The organism is Flaviflexus equikiangi (assembly GCF_014069875.1).
Taxonomy (GTDB): domain Bacteria; phylum Actinomycetota; class Actinomycetes; order Actinomycetales; family Actinomycetaceae; genus Flaviflexus; species Flaviflexus equikiangi.
Genome location: NZ_CP059676.1, coordinates 2,198,516 through 2,216,200, shown reverse-complemented (window position 1 = coordinate 2,216,200; position 17,685 = coordinate 2,198,516). Strand labels below are relative to the sequence as shown.

At 64.8% G+C, this 17,685-nt stretch carries 16 protein-coding genes; 7 read left to right on the top strand and 9 right to left on the bottom strand.

Annotated features, from left to right (window positions below):
- Positions 1-22 precede the first annotated feature (22 nt).
- Genes H2O75_RS10130 through H2O75_RS10120 form a run of 3 tightly spaced genes read left to right on the top strand, consistent with a single transcriptional unit; the run spans position 23 to position 3,437 of the window.
- Positions 23-997: a thiamine ABC transporter substrate-binding protein gene (locus tag H2O75_RS10130; RefSeq protein ID WP_182171621.1), complete on the top strand. Its 975-nt coding sequence runs from the start codon at positions 23-25 to the stop codon at positions 995-997.
- Positions 994-2,616, top strand: coding sequence for an ABC transporter permease (locus H2O75_RS10125; RefSeq protein ID WP_182171618.1), 1,623 nt, complete (start codon positions 994-996; stop codon positions 2,614-2,616). Before H2O75_RS10130 ends, H2O75_RS10125 begins: the two co-directional genes overlap by 4 nt.
- Positions 2,613-3,437, top strand: a complete 825-nt coding sequence (locus H2O75_RS10120; RefSeq protein ID WP_182171615.1) for an ABC transporter ATP-binding protein — start codon at positions 2,613-2,615, stop codon at positions 3,435-3,437. Before H2O75_RS10125 ends, H2O75_RS10120 begins: the two co-directional genes overlap by 4 nt.
- Here H2O75_RS10120 and H2O75_RS10115 read toward each other — a convergent pair.
- Positions 3,421-4,203: a glycerophosphodiester phosphodiesterase family protein gene (locus H2O75_RS10115; protein WP_182171612.1), complete on the bottom strand. Its 783-nt coding sequence runs from the start codon at positions 4,201-4,203 to the stop codon at positions 3,421-3,423. The two genes, H2O75_RS10120 and H2O75_RS10115, sit on opposite strands and share 17 nt — an antisense overlap.
- Positions 4,204-4,286: 83 nt before the next feature.
- Here H2O75_RS10115 and H2O75_RS10110 point away from each other — a divergent pair, with 83 nt between their 5' ends.
- Positions 4,287-4,949: a hypothetical protein gene (locus H2O75_RS10110; protein WP_182171609.1), complete on the top strand. Its 663-nt coding sequence runs from the start codon at positions 4,287-4,289 to the stop codon at positions 4,947-4,949.
- Positions 4,950-5,028: 79 nt separating this feature from the next.
- On the opposite strand, the gene H2O75_RS10105 is transcribed toward H2O75_RS10110, so the two are convergent.
- The 4 genes from H2O75_RS10105 to H2O75_RS10090 form a co-directional block, all read right to left on the bottom strand.
- A complete protein-coding gene (locus tag H2O75_RS10105) occupies positions 5,029-6,360 on the bottom strand; it encodes a DUF4921 family protein (protein WP_182171606.1) in 1,332 nt (443 codons plus the stop codon).
- A gap of 88 nt (positions 6,361-6,448) precedes the next feature.
- Complete coding sequence (locus H2O75_RS10100) at positions 6,449-6,943, bottom strand: general stress protein (protein WP_182171604.1); 495 nt, start codon at positions 6,941-6,943, stop codon at positions 6,449-6,451.
- A gap of 39 nt (positions 6,944-6,982) precedes the next feature.
- Positions 6,983-8,293 carry a D-arabinono-1,4-lactone oxidase gene (locus H2O75_RS10095; RefSeq protein WP_182171602.1) on the bottom strand — a complete coding sequence of 437 codons (1,311 nt, stop codon included), beginning with the start codon at positions 8,291-8,293 and terminating at the stop codon, positions 6,983-6,985.
- Positions 8,290-9,456, bottom strand: a complete 1,167-nt coding sequence (locus H2O75_RS10090; protein ID WP_182171600.1) for an alanine racemase — start codon at positions 9,454-9,456, stop codon at positions 8,290-8,292. The genes H2O75_RS10095 and H2O75_RS10090 overlap by 4 nt, the downstream gene beginning before the upstream one ends.
- A 55-nt stretch (positions 9,457-9,511) precedes the next feature.
- Here H2O75_RS10090 and H2O75_RS10085 point away from each other — a divergent pair, with 55 nt between their 5' ends.
- Both H2O75_RS10085 and H2O75_RS10080 read left to right on the top strand, forming a co-directional pair.
- The gene (locus H2O75_RS10085) at positions 9,512-10,702 is read left to right on the top strand and encodes an MFS transporter (RefSeq protein ID WP_220462733.1); all 1,191 of its coding nucleotides are present in this window, start codon (positions 9,512-9,514) and stop codon (positions 10,700-10,702) included.
- Between the two features lie 139 nt (positions 10,703-10,841).
- Complete coding sequence (locus H2O75_RS10080) at positions 10,842-12,311, top strand: alanine/glycine:cation symporter family protein (RefSeq protein WP_220462732.1); 1,470 nt, start codon at positions 10,842-10,844, stop codon at positions 12,309-12,311.
- A 75-nt stretch (positions 12,312-12,386) separates the two neighbouring features.
- Here the strand turns inward: H2O75_RS10080 and H2O75_RS10075 are convergent, their stop codons facing one another.
- Genes H2O75_RS10075 through H2O75_RS10065 form a run of 3 tightly spaced genes read right to left on the bottom strand, consistent with a single transcriptional unit; the run spans position 12,387 to position 14,828 of the window.
- Complete coding sequence (locus H2O75_RS10075; RefSeq protein ID WP_182171598.1) at positions 12,387-13,337, bottom strand: ROK family glucokinase; 951 nt, start codon at positions 13,335-13,337, stop codon at positions 12,387-12,389.
- Between the two features lie 18 nt (positions 13,338-13,355).
- Positions 13,356-13,862: a hypothetical protein gene (locus H2O75_RS10070; RefSeq protein ID WP_182171596.1), complete on the bottom strand. Its 507-nt coding sequence runs from the start codon at positions 13,860-13,862 to the stop codon at positions 13,356-13,358.
- 6 nt (positions 13,863-13,868) lie between these two features.
- Entirely contained in the window at positions 13,869-14,828 is a 960-nt protein-coding gene (locus H2O75_RS10065) for an L-lactate dehydrogenase (protein ID WP_182171594.1), read from the bottom strand.
- 91 nt (positions 14,829-14,919) lie between these two features.
- On the opposite strand from H2O75_RS10065, the gene H2O75_RS10060 reads away from it, so the two are divergent.
- On the top strand, positions 14,920-15,552 hold the full coding sequence (locus H2O75_RS10060; protein ID WP_182171592.1) for an NUDIX hydrolase: 633 nt from the start codon (positions 14,920-14,922) through the stop codon (positions 15,550-15,552).
- Between the two features lie 109 nt (positions 15,553-15,661).
- Here H2O75_RS10060 and H2O75_RS10055 read toward each other — a convergent pair whose 3' ends face one another.
- Positions 15,662-17,356, bottom strand: coding sequence for a dihydroxyacetone kinase family protein (locus H2O75_RS10055; protein ID WP_182171590.1), 1,695 nt, complete (start codon positions 17,354-17,356; stop codon positions 15,662-15,664).
- Positions 17,357-17,685: the final 329 nt, after the last annotated feature.

The following is a 17,685-nucleotide window of genomic DNA, read 5'->3' as shown; positions in this document are numbered from 1 at the left end:
CCCCTCCAGACATGGAGGTTTCATGAAGAAGCTGACGGTAAGCCTTGCTGTGGTGGCCTTTCTCGGGGCCTGCGGGAGCGCCGACGAAGAACAGACCGTCACGATCCTCACGCACGACTCGTTCGTGTTGAGCGAGGACCAGATCGCAGCATTCGAAGAGGAGAGCGGGTACACGCTCCGCACGATCGCACCCGGCGATGGTGGTGTGCTCGTCAACCAGCTCATCCTCAACCGAGACAACCCGCAGGCAGACGGCGTGTTCGGCATCGATACCTTTATTGTCCGCACCGTCCTCGACGAGGGCCTCCTCGCGCCCTACACGTCGCCCCTGCTGCCCGAATCCGCGGCGGACCTCGTCGTCGATGAGAGCCTGACACCCATCGACCAGGGTGACGTCTGCATCAACATCGACACGGCCTGGTTCGAGGACGAGGGGATGACCCCGCCCGTCACGCTCGACGATCTGACGGAATATGCGTCGCTTCTTGCCGTCATCGACCCGGAGACGTCCTCCCCCGGGTACGCGTTCCTCGCGGCCACCGCCACCGCGTACGGCGATGAGTGGGAGGAGTATTGGGCTGGGCTCCTCGAGGGCGGGGCCCGCGTCTCGAGCGGCTGGTCCGATGCGTACTATGCGGACTTCTCCGGAGCTGACGGCAATGGACCCTACCCGCTCGTCCTGTCCTATTCCTCAAGCCCGGCCGCGGCCGAAGGCACGAGCTACCTGCCCGATACGTGTGTCCGCCAGGTCGAATACGCGGGGGTTGTCGAGAACGCGGCCAATCCCGAGGGTGCCCAAGCTTTTATCGACTTCATGCTGAGCGATGACGTGCAGTCGACCATTCCGGAGAACATGTACATGTATCCCGTGAACGACGAGGTGGAGCTGCCGGATGCTTGGCAGCAGGTTGCGGAGCTGTCCGATGCGGCGATCAGGGTCGATCCGAGCCAGCTCGATCGGCGCGATCTTCTCGAGCGGTTCGCGCAGCTGCGATGACAGCCTGGAGGACGGCATGGACCGCCGCGGTTATCCTGCCCGTGGCGTTCCTTGCCGTCTTCTTCCTCTACCCCACGGGGACGATGCTGTGGCGGGGGATCTGGGACGGCGGGTTCGACCTCGAGGGAATGGTCGAGGTGATGACAAGCCGGCGGACGTGGCTCGTCACGGGACAGACACTCGTCCAGGCCGCCCTCGGAACGATCGGGGCGATCCTCGTCGGCGTGCCGGGCGCCTACATTCTCTACCGCTGCTCCTTCCCCTTCCAGAAGGCGGCCCGCGCGCTTGCCACGATCCCGTTCGTGCTCCCCACCGTCGTTGTCGGCGTGGCCTTCCGGTCCCTCCTCGGCAGGGGCGGAACCCTCGAGTTTCTCGGCCTCGACCAGACGATCACCGCCGTGATTCTCGCCCTCGTCTTCTTCAACTATGCGGTCGTGGTGCGAACCGTGGGAAGCATGTGGCAGTCTCTCGATCCGCAGGCCGTGCAGGCCGCCCGCACGCTCGGCGCATCCCCCCGGCGGGCCTTCCTCACTGTCACCCTTCCCCAGCTTGCTCCCGCAATCGCCTCCTCCGGGGCAATCGTCTTCCTGTTCTGCTCGACGAGCTACGGCTTGGTGCGGACGCTCGGCTCTCCCGGTTACGGGACGCTCGAGACGGAGATCTGGCGGCAGTCGACGAGCCTGCTCGACAATCGGACGGCCGCAATCCTCTCGCTCCTGCAGATCGTCATCGTCATCGCCACGCTGCTCGTGAGCGAGCGTCTGAGCAGCAGGGTCGGCAGGCTCAATCTCCGCAACCATCACACGACCCCGCTCACGAAAGGGGACGTCATTCCGGCAGGGATCACGGCCCTGACAATCCTCACCCTCATCGCCGCCCCGCTCCTCTCCCTCATCGCCCGCTCCTTCCGTGTGGGAGACGGGTGGGGGCTGGAGAACTATCGTCTGCTCCGAACATCCGGCACGGGTTTCGCCGGTGGGGCGACCGTCGTGGAAGCGATCGGGAACTCGCTGAGAATCGGACTGATCGCCACCGTTCTCTCCCTCATCATCGGCATACCGCTCGCCCTTGTCCTGTCCCGCTCCGTGCGCGGCCCGGCAGCGGCAGGGCAGTCGGTCCTGGCGGGGGCGATCCTGCTGCCGCTCGGCGTCAGTGCCGTCACCGTCGGCTTCGGCTTCTCCATCGCCCTCGACTCGCCCCCGCTCGACCTGCGAAACTCGCCGCTCCTCGTTCCCATCGCCCAGGCTGTCGTCGCACTGCCACTCGTCGTCCGCTCCCTCACTCCGACACTGTCCGCGATAGCACCCGGCCGCAGGGAAGCGGCCGCCACTCTCGGAGCGTCCCCGTGGCGGGTGCTGGCCACGATCGACGGTCCGTTCCTGTTGAGGGGGCTGGGCGTGGCCGTCGGCTTCGCCTATGCGACGTCACTGGGGGAGTTCGGGGCGACATCATTCCTGGCTCGACCGGACAATCAGACCCTGCCCGTCATGATCGTCCGGCTTCTCGGACGGCCGGGCGAAAGCAACTATGGGATGGCGATGGCGGGGGCGGTTGTGCTCGCACTCCTCGCCGCATCGATCATGGCGGCCGCTGAGGCTGCACGGAAGGACACCCGATGATGACATTGAAGGACCTGTCGATCAGCTATGGCCCGCTCCGGGCGGTCGATGGGGTGGACCTGGATGTTGCCGCCGGGGAGATCATCGCCCTCTTGGGCCCGTCTGGATGCGGGAAATCGTCCCTCCTGCGCGGCATCGTCGGCCTCGAGCCCGCCTCGGGGCAGATCATGGTCGATGGCGTGAACATGGCGGGGGTGCCGGTCCATGAGCGGGCGATCGGGATGGTCTTCCAGGATGCTCAGCTCTTCACCCACACGACGGTGGGCGGGAACATCGCCTACGGCCTGAAAGGACAGCCGAAGGCGGAGATCTCTGCCAGGGTCGAGGACATGCTCGACCTGGTCGGTTTGGCGGGCATGGCGCAGCGGCCGGTGACAACGCTCTCCGGCGGGCAGGCGCAGCGCGTCGCGCTGGCACGCTCACTCGCCCCCAAACCCCGCGTCCTCCTGTTGGACGAGCCGCTGTCAGCCCTCGACCGTGTCCTGCGAGAACGCCTCTCCCGAGACCTCCGGAGGATCCTCAAGGCGGCCGGCGCGACAGCCATCTACGTCACCCACGACCACGATGAGGCGTTCACCGTGGCCGACAGGGTGGGAATCATGGATCGGGGGAGGCTCCTTCAGGTCGGTGTGCCAGAGGAGCTCATCCATCGTCCGGTCACGCCCCGCGTGACAGAGTTCCTCGGGTCCGCCACCATCCTCGATGCTCCCGTCCTCTCGTCCACTGCGGAGGGGACGAGACTGTCGCTGCCTGCCGAGGTGCTGATCCCCGGCGAAGCGAGCGGCGAGAGCGTGCGGCTGCGATTCACTCCCCTTGGATGAGAGCGGAGGCCAGATCGGGGCGGTCCGTGAAGATCCCGTCCGCTCCCTCATCCCACAGCCGCACCATGTGTTGAGGATCGTTGATGGTCCATACCCGCACGCCGAGCCCCAGATCGTGACTCATGGCGATGAGACGCTCTGCCAGGATCGGGGACTCCATGAGGGGGATCCCGCCGGGGCGCCAACCGACATGGACCCAGGTGCCGGTCGGGATCCATGTGGGAGGGCGGGATCCCGCCCGTGCGGCGGAGACGAGCGCCGCGAGTTCCCGCCACCCCGTGCTCCGCTGCAGGTCCGGGCCCGTCAGGTCACGGATCCTCTCCAGCCATGGTTCCCATGCGTGCGCGACACACACGCGCCCCGCACTGTTCGTTCGGCGGATGCTCTCGGCCAGCGGCTCGATCGAATCGGCATGTTTGACATCGATCGCCCACGAGGCATCGGGGAAAGCATCGAGAACCTCGGCGATCGTGGGAATGTATCCGATGTCGTCGGGCCCGCGGACGTGAGCGGTGCGCAGCTCCGCGTACGTGTAGGAGCGGATCTCGCCCGAGAGCGTGGTCACCCGATCGAGCGTGTCATCGTGGAAGGCCACAGCCACGCCATCGGCAGTGATCTGCACGTCCGTCTCGAGCATGTGGGACACTCTCGCCCCACGTTCGAACGCAACGAGCGTGTTCTCTGGCCCGAGCCCGGCCCCGCCACGGTGGGCGATGACATGGGGGCTGGGGAACGAAGCCTGGAGTGGTGGGCGATCTGGTGTCACGGCACCAGTCTAGACGGTGGCGAGACCGGCGATCTTCTGCCTATCCTGGTCGGAGCGGTGCCCATCCGCGCGAGGACGGTGTCATGACGATCGATTTCTTCTGGCCTTTCGGCCTTGTCCTGCTCATCATCGTCGCCGTCGCGGTGACGACCGGAGTCTTCAATAGGAAGAGGCATGAGCGGAACAGGGCACTGGCGGCCGAACGCGGATGGTCGTATCAGGCGAAGATGCCGGGGATGGCACGCCAGGTCGTCTCCGACGTGGGCGGCGAAAGGTCCGGCCGGGCCTTCGTCGGTGTCTTCGAGGGCACGACTGATCGGGGCGTGTTCTATGCTGGCACGGCCCAATGGACCGAACACCACGGCAGCGGCGAGAACCAGAGCTCCGAGACGGTGCGCCGCAAGGTTGTCACCATGCCGATTCCGCTCTCCGCCCCCCGGATGAGACTCGAGCGCGAAGGATTCCTCAAGAACATCTTCAACCGTGACCTGAAAACGGAGTGGGAAGAGTTCAATCGGGCCTGGATCGTGACAGGGGAGGATCCCCGCTTCGTGTCCGCCGTGCTGACGCCCACCATGCAGGAATGGCTGATGCCGATCCGGGTCAGCTACCTGCTCAAGCCCGGCTGGATCACGGTCTATGCGGACGGCAGGCTCGAAGCGGCCGATGTGGATGTTCTCCTGCCCGCCCTCACGGGATTCTGCGACCGCATCACACCGTTCCTGTGGCAGGACTACCGCCAGTAGAGCCAGTCTCGAGACCGCAGCGGATCACGGCGGTCTCAGCCAGCACCGGACTCCCGGACGATCATCGTCGGGAAACGTCTTATAGGTAGGGGTTGTAGCGCAGAGAGTTGACCTTGCATGCGCATTCGGTTGCGATCTGGATGGTCGATGCGATCTCGCCCTGGGCTCGAGCCTCGAGCAGGCGCGGCACGATCCTGTCTCGCAGCGTCCACGGATCGATCGTGTTGACGTAGATCTTCGTGCCGCCTTCGAAACCGGCCAAGGTGGATACCCGCCATTTGAGGAGGATCCGCCACGGCATCGGCATGTCGACATCGATGGGCTTGTGATGCCATTCCTCGTTCGTGGCGACCTGTGCCCCGGTGGCCACGTGCAGGGCGTGGAGGAGGTCGGACATGCCGCGCTGCTCATCGTGCGACTGCTCCCACGGCAGCGGTTCTGCAGACTTCGAATACACCTCGAGGGTGGGGTAGCGGTGGCCGAATCCGGCAAAGGCGACAGCATGGCGGTTCTCGGCGATGACGAGGTTCTGGAACCCTGCATAATCCACCCCGAGCTCGTTGTACATGTTCGGATTGGAGCGTACTTTCGCCACCTCCATCTCCGCATTCACCGACCGCTGGTCGATGGCGACAAGCTGTTTGTGCAGGTGATCGAACGATGCACCGGCGGGCTTCAGCCAGTTCTGGAACGCCTGCACGTAGCGCACGTACCTGTTGGAGGCATACAGGTCCCTCATCGCGTCGATCGTCAGCCGCATGTACCACTCGTGTTCTGCCGGCGTCAGCGTCCCGGAGGACGCGAGCTGGTTGTCCATCGTTGCACCCTCCACGAAGTGGCGTTTCGCCACGATGACATCGTGCCCGCCGCCGAAGAACGCGTTCGCACCCTCGAGGCGTTCGCTTTCGGGAATCCGGATCCACTCCTCGCGAGTCATGCCGGAGGCGAGTGCCTTCGCCTGGAGAACGTTGAGGATATGGGATTTCCCGGCAGGATCGGACAGGTATTTGTCGCGGCGAAGCGCAGCATCCTGCGGCAGCGAATATCCGTAGTTCTTCGTCCAATAGTCGAAGGAGACGATCTCGAACAGGTTCGGAATCCGGCGGAACTCCCACGGCGTGGCCAAGTCATCGACCGAGCTCGACTCGACGATCTTCGCGCCGTTCTCGGTGGCGACGATGCGGGACTTCTCGGGCGGACTGTCGAGAACCCGCTGCGTGCAGAATGCGCAATGGTGCCCGTGATCGTCCTGGTTGATCGGCTGAGGATGTGGGTTGGCGAGAGTGAGGGGCCGGTTGGCGCGCCCCGGTACGGTCCACACCTCTGTCCCCGAGAAAGGATTGATCTGCTTGATCGTCCCGTCCGCCATCTTCGTGAGGGGCGCGGGCTGAGAGAAATGCGGCTGTGCCATGGTCTAAGCGTATACGGTTGGCGGCCGGTGTCCGGGAAGGAGGCACAAAACCCGGACACCGACCGCCTCGGCCGCTGGTCAGGGCCGGCTATGAGGGGAGACGGAGGATGCGGGACGCATCCTCCATCAGTCCCGCGACTACGTGGATTTCGTAGTGTGAGGCTCGGGTCGTGGCCACCGAGGAGAAGTCTCGCTTGCCGCCCTGGAGGACGTGCACGAATGCTCCTGAGACGGCGCCGAAGACGAGGCCGAGGGCGATGGCGGTGAGGATGACCTGCCAGGGGATGACAGGCGCGAAGAGTGAGAAGAGGAGCCCGAAGAAGATACCCATCCACGCTCCGGACACGGCGCCCTGCCAGGCGGATGTCCAGGTGGTGCGGCGTCCCGTCACCTGCTCCACCATCTCGAGGCCGATGCCGACGATGCGAATGTTCTCCACGGGGAAGCCAGCATCGGACAGCGTGTCCACGTGATGCTGTGCTTCGGAATACGATCGCACCGACGTGAGGACGCGGTAGTTGATGGTGGACGAGTGCAGTTCACCGGGTGTGTCGGTTGCTGGGCCGTGCTCGTTGCTCTCCATGTCCGTCACAGTACGAGCGTTGCCTGTGGATCGAGTTACCTAAGCCTGGGAGTTATCTGACAGCAGGCGGTCGAGGTAGGGGTTGGTGAAGCGCCGCTGCGGATCTGCTTCGCGGACGGCGACCGCGAACTCGTCGAACCGATCATATCGGGAGGCAAGATCTCGGTAGGAGAGCCGGTGCAGCTTGCCCCAGTGGGGCCGCCCGCCCGCGCCCGCCACAATCTCTTCGACCCCCGCGAAATAGTCCCGGTACGGGTCTGCGATATAGCGGTGGACGGCGATATACATGGTCGGCCTGCCGTACGCGGTCGAGAGCGGCACGTCGTCTCCCGCCGATATCCGCACCTCGAGGGGGAACGATACTCGCCACCCGCTGCGGTCGATGAGGGAGCGGATGTTCCGCAGAACCCTCGGCCCCTCCTCGAGGGGAACTCCGTACTCCATCTCCCGGAACCGGACCCGGCGCGGGGACACGAAGACCTCGTGGGCGGGGGCGCGATAGCTGCGGCCCGATGCGAGGCGGGTTGCCGCCCTGTTGATCGCCGGAACGGCCGAGGGGAAGCGCGAACCGATCTCGCACGCCAACCAGAGCGCCCCGTTGTCCAGCACCTCCTCGGTCAGCACATGCTCGAGCCGGTTGCGGGGGCCGATGGTGGCAAGCTCCTCGGGAGTGGCCTCCCCGAGCGGGACACGCGTGTTCGTCTTCAGGAGGACGGCCGAGGTGTGGGGAAACCAGTAGAACTCGACGTGATCGTGTTTCCCGGCACGGTCGATGATCGTCTCGACGGCATCATCCCAGGCCAGGGATTCTTCTTGGGCGATGAGATCGAACGCGGGCACGCATTGGAGCTCCACCTCGACGATGATCCCAAGAAGACCGAGATGCAGCCGGTGGAAGCCCATGTCGGGATCAGTGTCGTCGACGGTGCGGAGGCGACCGTCAGCGCCCAGCACGCTCACGCCGGTGACCATGCCGGAGAACCCGGTGAAGCCGAGGCCCGTGCCGTGGGTGCCGGTTGATATCGCTCCGGCAATGGACTGCGGATTGACGTCACCCTGGTTGGGGAGGGCGAGACCGTACGGGGCGAGAAGGGCTGGGATATCTCGCAGCCGGGTGCCACCGAGGAACCTGGCCCGGTGCGAGACCCTGTCAACGCGGACGAGGCCGCTGAGACGGTCGAGGTTGATCAGGGTTCCGTCCGTTGCCGCGACGGGTGTGAACGAGTGGCCGGCGCCGATGACCCGGACCTTTCCCGGCTGATCGAGGATCTCCTGCACCTGCGCGATGCTAAGCGGCTGTCTGAATGCTGTGGGTGAGAAGCGGACGGTGCGGGCCCAGTTCGTTCTCATGCCGCCCACCCCAGTCCCCGGTAGGTGTCCCACTCGTCGATGAGGACACCGTCGGACACGACGGCGATCGAGGGGAAGTGGTCGAGAGGTTCCCCTGCCTTGGCGGGACGGAAGAACACGAGGTCTCCCAGGGCGAGCTGGTCTGCGGCACTCCCGCGCAGGGGTGTCTGGACCTCCCCCGGTCCCTCCGTGGGGGAGTAGGCGAGGCCGTGTGGCCAGTCGACGACGGGCAGTCGGTCTGCACCTGCCGGGCCTGACGCGATCCAGCCGCCCGTGAAGACCGTTGCCCATCCCGGTGCTGGATGGCGGACGACAGGGGAGGCAAGGAAGAGGGCCGGCTCGTGGCAGAAGTGACGGTAGTGATCGAACAGTGCGGGGGAGTAGATGCCGGACCCGGCGGCGATCTCGGTGAGAGAGCCCTCAGCGGCAGAGGTTTCGAGGGAACCGGTCCCGCCCCCGTTGACGAACTCCAGCTCAGCCAGCTCCCCGACAGCGGCAACGATAGCGGTGCGCCTCTCGCGCAGATCCCGCACCGCCATCCCCTGCATCCACCGCACCAGCATGCCCCGCAGCGACCGGGACGCATTCCCCACCCCGGCAACATGCCCCTCGTAACACATGAGCCCGGCCAGGCGGACCGTGGGGAGGGCAAGGATACTCGTTGTCACGCGGACAGCGTCCTCGACGGTGTGGATGGGGGAGCGCCTCGGCCCGATATGAATGCCGCCGGGCAGGCGCAGGGAGGCGTCGATGTCGAGGCAGATGCGGAAGGGCTGGCGCGGGGAGAGCGAGCCGAGAGCCGTGACATGCTCCGCCGAGTCGACCATGAGAGTGACCTGCTCGAGTGCCGCTCGAGAGCGGGCCAGCGTCTCAAGGGCGGCGCGGTCTGCCGTCGGGTAGGCGACAACAATGTCGGTGAAGCCCTCTACTACCAGGTTGAGAGCCTCAGGCAGGGAATAGGCGAGTATCCCCCGATAGCCAGGTGTGTCCAGGAGCCTGCGGAGCAGAGCGGGGACGCGGATCGACTTCGACGCGACACGGAGCGGCAGGCCCGAGGCACGCTCCACGAGGGCTGCCGCATTGCGGTCCGCGGCATCGAGGTCGAGAACGGCAAGCGGACCGGAACGGCCCGCAAGAGCGGCACGTGTGTGAGGGGTCACCATGGTGGGAGTGTATCGGCATAGGCCGTAGAATGTGGCCGGACTGAGCGGAGGATACGTGAAAAGAACGGGTGAGATGCCGAGAGAGATCTGGGTGCTCGTCGCCGCCGCACTCGCGGTAGCCCTCGGCTACGGCATCGTTGCCCCCATCATCCCCCAGTTCGCGCGCTCCTTCGACGTGTCGGTCATGGCCGCGAGTGCGCTCACGTCAGTCTTCGCGGGGATGAGGCTGGTGTTCGCAACGCCCGGCGGCAAGCTCATCGACATGTTCGGGGAGCGGAAGATGTACATGACGGGGCTTCTGATCGTTGCCCTGTCGTCCGCCGCGAGCGGCTTCGCGCAGAGCTACAGCCAGCTCCTTGTCCTTCGCGGCATCGGCGGCATCGGCTCCATCGTCTTCTCTGTGTCCGCCATGTCTCTCATCATCAAGCTGTCGCCTCCCGGGCAGCGCGGGCGGGCCTCGTCGCTCTACGGCTCCGCGTTCCTGCTGGGGAATATTCTCGGCCCCTCTCTCGGATCGCTGCTTGCCGTGTGGGGCATGAGGCTGCCGTTCTTCATCTATGCGGGCACCCTCATGGTCTCCTTCGTCGTCATCCTCATCTGGCTCCCCGAACCCGACAGGACTCACGATGCTGACGATGTGGCGGCGGAGCCGATGACGGTGCGGGAAGCGGTCTCCTCACCGACGTACCGGGCTGTCCTTGTCACGGGCTTCTCGCACGCGTGGACGAACATGGGTGTGCGGCTGACCATGATTCCTCTCGCGACGGGTGTTGCGATGGGGTATGGCGAGTGGGTGTCCGGTGCCGCACTGACGGCAGGTGCCCTGGGGACGGCGCTCGCCCTTCTCGTGGCCGGCAGCTGGTCGGATCGCTACGGCCGCATGAGGGTCATCGTGCCCGGTCTTGTCCTGTCTGGCGCGACGACGATGATCTTCGGGAATCTCGACAATCCGGCCATCCTCGTGGCGGTCGCGTTCGTGACGGGCCTGGGGGCGGGCCTCATCCAGCCCGGCGAACAGGGCGCCGTTGCGGACGTCCTCGATGGCAGGGCGGGCGGCAAGGTCGTGTCGACGTTCCAGATGGCGGGGGATCTGGGTCAGATCATCGGCCCCCTCCTCGCCGGTTTCATCGCCGACCGGCTCGGCTACTCGTATGCCTTCGCCCTCTCGGGCGCTATCCTCATCCTTGCCGTTATCGCCTGGATCCCGGCCCGCACGGACAGCTATCGGGGCTATCGGCGCGACTGATCGCAGACTTTCGAGCAAATTCCCAGAAATGCTCTTATGCGACTTAGGTCTCATGTACCGTGTCACACTATAGAACTCGCGGAGGCCTCGTGGGCTCCGGAAAACGGTGAGTTCTGGCGGCCGACCCTAGGAGCGTGCAATGAAAGAACTGGAAGAATCGATCGCATCATTCCTCGACACGATAGGCGGAATCATCTGGGGACCCTTCGTCCTCATTCCCCTTCTCGCGATCACGGGCCTGCTTCTGACCGTGCGCCTGCGAGGCATCCAGTTCACGAAGCTCGGGCCAGCCCTCCGTCTCGGGCTCAAGGACCGCAAGGATGCGGATGCGGATGACGGCGATGTCTCCCAGTTCCAGGCGTTGACGACCGCGCTCGCGGCCACGGTGGGCACCGGCAACATTGTGGGCGTCGCGACCGCTATCGCCCTCGGCGGTCCAGGTGCCGTGTTCTGGATGTGGGTGACCGGCATTCTCGGCATGGCATCGAAGTATTCGGAAGCCTTCCTCGCTGTCAGGTACCGGACGAAGGATGATGCTGGGGAGGTGTCCGGCGGACCCCAGTACTATCTCGAGCGCGGCATCACCATCAAAGTCGGCGGCATCTCGATCGGCAAAGTCCTGGCCATCTCCTTCGCCGTGTTCGCCGTCATCGCGTCCTTCGGTATCGGCAACATGACGCAGGCCAACGCGATCGCCCGCAATGTCGGCTCCTCGTGGGGAATCGACACGTGGATCATCGGCCTCGTCCTCATGCTCGGAGCCTTCGCCGTCCTCATCGGCGGCATCAAGTCCATCGGCAAAGTGACGTCCGCTCTCGTCCCGATCATGATTCTGCTCTACGTCGTCGCATCGATCTGGATCCTCATCGTCAACATCGGCAACCTGCCGTCCGCCTTCGGCCTGATCTTCACGGATGCGTTCACGGGAACAGCCGCGACCGGCGGCTTCATCGGGGCGACGATCGCGCAGGCGATCCGGTTCGGCATGGCCCGCGGTATCTTCTCCAACGAATCCGGCATGGGGTCGGCCGCGATCGCGGCGGCCGCCGCGAAGACCACCCACCCTGTCCGTCAGGGACTGGTCTCGATGACTCAGACCTTCATCGACACGATCATCGTCGTCACCTGCACGGCTCTTGTCCTCATCACGACGGGGGCGTGGGCTGTCAGCGAGGATGATGCCGCCTATGCGACCGGTGAGGGTTTCTCGACCGGGCTGCCGGGCGAGTGGGGCCACTGGATCGTGACGATCGCTCTCGCACTGTTCGCGTTCTCAACCCTGCTCGGCTGGTGCTACTACGGTGAGCGATGCGTCGAGCGTCTCGTGGGACGGCGCGGCGTCATGCCCTACCGTGTCATCTTCTGCCTCATCGTCTACGTGGGTGCCACGACGTCCCTGTCTCTCGTATGGAGCTTCGCGGACGTCATGAACGGCCTCATGGCGCTGCCGAACCTCATCGGACTCATCGTCATGTCGGGCCTGATCGCCCGCGAGACCCGCCACTATCTGAAGAACGATCCGAACCTTCGCGCGACAAAGGCTGAAGTCGATGCGTTCATGGAAGGCCACGACGGCGGCATCGACACCTACGAGAAGACCGGTCGATAGTAGTTACGAGAAGTCCGGGCGATAGAAGGAAGAGAAGAACCTCAGGGGGCAGTTCGTTCTGAACTGCCCCCTATCCTATGCGGCTGGCCTGCGTCCCAGGTCAGCGGCCCCGATGATCCCGGCATCATTGCCGAGCGCGGCCGTGACGATGGGGATGGTGGGCCGGTAGTCTCCGCCGATCTGCTGGTCCCGGAAGGACTCCTCTGCCGGCACGCGGATGAGGGAGCCCGCTTCCGAGACTCCTCCCGCGAGAACGAACATGTCCGGGTCGAGAACGGAGACGAGATCGGCGAGGGCGATGCCGACGTACCGTCCCGCCTCGTTGAAGCACCGGATGGCGGCCGTACATCCCCGCCGGGCCGCCTCCATCACCGTATATCCCGTGATCCTGCTCGGGTCACCATCGACAAGACGCAGAAGCGTTGCGGCGAGATCAGGGGAGGTCGCTGCCGCGTCGCGTGCCATGCGGACGAGAGCCGTGCCCGAACTGTACTGTTCCCAGCATCCGCGCCCCCCACATCCGCATTGCAGACCATCGGGAACAAGATTGACGTGTCCGATCTCGCCCGCGAAACCGTGGGTGCCACGGAGGAGCTGACCGTCGATGATGAGGCCCCCGCCGACACCCGTGCCGAGAGTGACGAAGACGATCGAGGAGGCATGGCTTGCCACCCCGAAAGTGAACTCGCCCCAGGCCGCGGCGTTCGCATCATTCTCGATCACGGTGGGAAGGCCCGTCGCGTCCTCGAGGCGGTCGGCGAGGGGCTCGTCCCTCCAGGCAAGGTTCGGGGCGAAGGAGATGGTGCGGCGGGACTTGTCGACGAAACCGGCGGCACCGACCCCGATCGATGCCGCGGCATACTCGGACGCCAGTTCCTGCGCAATGTCGACAACGGTGCGTGCGATTGATGCGGCGTCGGAAGCGAGAGAGGGCCTGCGGATCTTGGTGATCATCGTGCCCGCCTCATCGACCACGCCCGCCGCTATCTTCGTACCACCGACATCAATGCCTATCGAAAGACTCATACCACTATCGTCCCACGATCAGGGCGCGTGCGGCGACGTGTACTCGCCCTGCCGCAGTGCCCGCTCCGCCTGCTCCGCGACATCGCCGTGGACAACGGCGAACGTCCTCCCCTCGACGAGCAGAACGTGGACGGCATCGACGAACATCGACGCGACCTGGGAGAGGACGTTCGGACCGGACGCGTCGAGAGCGCTGCGGGTCGTCCCCGACCGGATGAGGAGTGTGGAATCGGTGAGCGTGACGTCGTCGATCGGGAGGCCGAGCCCGTCCGCGAGGAGCTCAATATCGCGGACGAGATCAGTTCCGGTGACGGTCACTCCGATGGGAACGGCGCAGGGCCTGCCGGATGTGAGGGCATCGGCAAGCGACATCGGATCCGAGGGATCCCCGGCAGCCGCGATCCACTCCTCCCTCGTGAGGCCGTCGCGAGCGACAAGCCCCCTCATCCCGAGCCAGTGGATGTGAGCATCGATAGCGGGATCGGTGACAGGCGGAAGCTCCGCCCTTCTCCGTCGGAACAGCATTGAGTGTCAGATCCCCAGGGATGTCTGGACTGCGAGAAGGGCGTCAGCCGACTTGTGGAGCTTCGCCTCTTCGATCTCGTTCATGGGGAAGTCCAGCGTGCGCTCCACACCCTGGCGGCCGACGACCGAAGGGACGGAGAGCGCGATATCGGAGATGCCATGGTAGTCGTTGAGGAGTGTCGAGACCGGCAGGACAGCCTTCTGGTCGCCGAGAATGGCTTCGACGATGCGGGCGCCGGCAACACCGATCGCGTAGTTCGTGGCACCCTTGCCCTGGATGACCTTATATGCGGAGGTCATCACTTCCTCTTCGAGAGCATCCAGGACGGCCTGGTCGAAGACGCTGATGCCGGACTCGTCCGTCCACTCCTGCAGCGGTGCCTGTCCGATCGTGGCCGAGGACCACAGCGCGAACTCGGTATCGCCGTGCTCTCCCACCATCATGGCGTGGACGGAGCGCGGCGAGATGCCGATCTTGCGGCCCACAAGCCATCGCAGCCGCGACGTGTCGAGAACCGTCCCGGACGAGAGGACGCGGTTCCTCGGCAGGCCCGAGATCTTCAGAGCGGCCGTGGTCAGAACGTCGCACGGGTTCGTGACAAGCATGAAGATCGCATTCGGAGCCTGCTCGAGCAGCTGGGGCATGAGTGAGCCGAGAATGTCGACATTCGTTCCCGCCAGGTCGAGGCGGGACTGGCCGGGCTTCTGCCGTGCACCAGCGGTGATGATGACGATGTCGGAACCCGCCACACAGCTGATGTCGCTGCCGCCGATGATCTGGGATTCTCTCATGTACTGGCTGCCGTGTCCGAGGTCGAGGACCTCGGCGTCAACCTTGGCCGTGTTGACGTCGTAGAGAGCGATGGTGTTGGCGGAGCCGCGGATAAGGGAGGCGTACGCGAGCGAGGAGCCCACGGAGCCTGCGCCGACGATGGAAAGCTTGGTGGTGCTGGCTGAATCAGTCATACCCTCATTCTCGCTGACGGCGAGGCTTAGGCCAAGAGAACCCACGGAGCAAGAGACCTTCTTCCCCAGGTCGCTGCGCCATAATGGAGCAATGAGCCGCTTCCACGACCTGGTCGACAAGTTTGGTCACCTCCCCATTCCCCTCTCACGGGCCGCGGACGGTGAACGATCGGCGGCCGTTCTCATGGCGCTGACCGACGAGGACGACACGAGGATTGTTCTCACCCGGCGCGCCATGACCCTCCGCTTCCATCCCGGCCAAGTGTCTTTTCCGGGCGGGAGTCTCGATCCGGGAGAGACTGTCGTCGAGGCCGCGCTGCGGGAAGCCCACGAGGAAGTCGGACTTCATCCCGACACGGTCTCGATCCTCGGGGAGCTACCCGACCTGTCTCTTGCCGTGTCGAAGAATGCGATCACTCCGATCATCGGCATCATCGCCTCCGGCGAGAACCCGCGCGTCGTGGACGAGAGGGAGGTCGAGTCAGTCCACCTGCCATCCCTCGATCGCCTCGCAGACCCCGATGTTCGCGTGACGGCCACATTGCCGGGAGCCCCCTACACGGGGCCCGCCTTCGATCTCGATGAGATCTTCGTGTGGGGGTTCACCGCGCACCTCATCGATGGTCTTCTCACAGTCGGCGGGTGGGAAAGGCCGTGGAACCAGTCAAAGATCATCGAGGTGCCCGCCGACTTCCGGCGTGACCGCGCCCGCAGGACGACATAGCAGTCGGACGAGACGAGCGGTACGAGAGCGGTGCGCTGGCAGATATCAGCGTCTGCCGTGCCTCGATGCCACTGGGGGCCTGATCACCGCTGCGATCAGGCCCCCATTGCTAGAGTGCGGCGACGAGGACGCGTGCGACCTCGACGAGGGACACGGCTCCCGGGTCAGCCGTGCCGACAGACTTCTTGCCGAGGGGACGCGCACGGCCCAGCTTCGCGACGAGATCAACCGTCGACTGGGCGCCCTTCTCTGCGGCTGCCAGGCCCGCTTCGCCCTTCGCCCTCAGATCGCCATCGGTCGATGCAAAGGCCTTCGCGAGAGGAGCGAGGGAGTCGACCAGCGTCTTGTCTCCCACCTCGGCTCCGCCAAGACGCTGAACAGCATCGAGTGCGGCTATCACCGCGGCGACAAACTTCTCCTCAGTGGGAGAATCCTGATCTCCGAACGTTGCACCGAAGGACGTGAGGATCGCTCCCCACAGAGCGCCCGAGGTGCCTCCCGCACGATCCGACCAGGCATCACCCGCGGCAGCGAGTGTGGTTGAGAGGCCCGCACCGTCTGCGACAAGCGCCTTCGCCGCTTTCGCGGCTGCACGGGATCCGTTCTCCATGCCGATGCCGTGGTCTCCGTCGCCAGCGACGGAGTCGAGCTCGCCGAGCTCGTCCTTCTTGCTCTCGAGCATGGCCGCGATCTCGCCGAGGAGCTCGGCCGCCTTCTGCGCTGCCGCTTGGGACTGCTCGGAGCCCTTCTCGGTGACTGTCACCTTCGCGGCCTCGTTGTTGAGAGCCGCATCGTCACGCTCGACTGTTCCGACCGAACCCTTGCGGTAGGCGGGGGCGTCGCACGGTGCGTTCCAGTACTCCTCGAGCTCGTCGTCGACCCACGTGAGGGTGAGAGAAATGCCTGCCATGTCGAGCGATGTCACGAACTCACCGGACTCGAGATCGGCCACCTCGATCCCCGCTTCTTCAAGGAGATCGTGGACGGTGCCCGCCACGGTGAACAGCTCTTCATACTTCGTGTCGCCGAGGCCGTTGATGATCGCAACCACGCGATTCGCGCCCTCGGGGCGCTCCTCGAGGAGCCCCTCGACAAGAGTCTTGGCCAGCTCATCGGCAGTTCCCAGCGGCGCTTCGTCGATGCCGGGCTCTCCGTGGATGCCGAGGCCGATCCCCATCTTCCCCTCCGGGACGGTGAAGAGAGGAGCCTCAGCGCCAGGGAGAGTACATCCCGAGAAAGCGACGCCGAAAGAGCGTGTCGCGGCATTGGCCTTCTCGAAGATCCGCTTCACCTCATCGAAATCCTTGCCGGCCTCAGCCGCGGCGGCAGCGATCTTGAACGTGGGGAAGTCACCGGCGATTCCGCGGCGCTTCTCCACCTCATCCTTCGCACCCGAGGCGATGTCGTCGGTGACGACAAGAGTGTCGGCCTGAATACCCTCAGCGCGCAGGCGTTCGATGGCCTGGCCGAAGTGCAGAACATCGCCCGCATAGTTGCCGAATCCCATGAGGACGCCCGCCCCGCGGTCAGCAGCCTTGAGCACCGAATATGCCTGCGCACCTGATGGAGAGGAGAAGATGTTGCCGCATACTGCACCGTCAGCAAATCCTTGGCCGACCCAACCCGCGAACGCCGGGTAGTGTCCCGACCCGCCTCCGTAAACAACTGCAACCTTCCCGTCACGGGTGGCCGTCGAGCGGACCACGCCGCCGTAGACAGGCTTCACGTATCTCTTATTGGCGAGAACAAAACCACGGAGGGACTCCGCGGGGAAGTCTTCGGGAACATTTACTAGACGCGTCATTGCATTCTCCTGATCTGGACCTGTCTCCACTGACAAGTCGTCCGCCCCGATTGTACGAACATGGCACGGGACACACAACATAGAATCACGAAGAAGCCTGACATTTTCTCATTCTTGAGCGGGAATCGTGACTGCATTTCACCAGCAAAGTGCGGGAAGTGGCGTGGATCGTCCCATTCCCAATGATTTTGTCCGCCAATGAAAGTGTTTGTGAACTTTCAGTGAATTCGCGTTGGTCTCAACATTCGGAAAGTCAGGGGAAGGCGAAAGTCATGATACCCGCTCACGAGATGATGGCTGGGCATGTCTTCGCAGTCGTGCAGCCAGCT